1 protein-coding gene is annotated in these 303 nt (G+C 48.5%); it reads right to left on the bottom strand.

Going from position 1 to position 303, the window contains the following annotated elements; genetic code table 11:
- The gene (locus GTN70_06525; GenBank protein NIO16641.1) at window positions 1-168 is read right to left on the bottom strand and encodes a hypothetical protein; all 168 of its coding nucleotides are present in this window, start codon (window positions 166-168) and stop codon (window positions 1-3) included.
- Window positions 169-303: the final 135 nt, after the last annotated feature.

Genomic DNA, 303 nt, shown 5'->3' on the forward strand with positions numbered 1-303 from the left:
TCAGGAGAGTCTCTTTACGATATCTTTCAGCATGTTCTTTTCTTCGTGGAGCGCTTTCTTCCACTTGTAGGCCTCGGTCTTTACTATTTCTCCTCTCAGCTGGGACAGGTAGTAGCGAAGGACGCGTTCCAGCAGTTTCCTTTCGTTATCGGAAAGCTCGATCTTCATGGATAACANNTGAAAGGTTTTTTCACCCTCTAACTCAATTGTATTATTGTTTCCCCCCCTTATCCAGCACAATCGCGGGGACGAGTCGCCAGACCCGACCGTCACAGGATATCTCACCCCCTGCCTTGCGATGAT

This window comes from Deltaproteobacteria bacterium (assembly GCA_011773515.1).
In the GTDB taxonomy this organism is placed as follows: Bacteria; Desulfobacterota; Deferrimicrobia; order J040; family J040; genus WVXK01.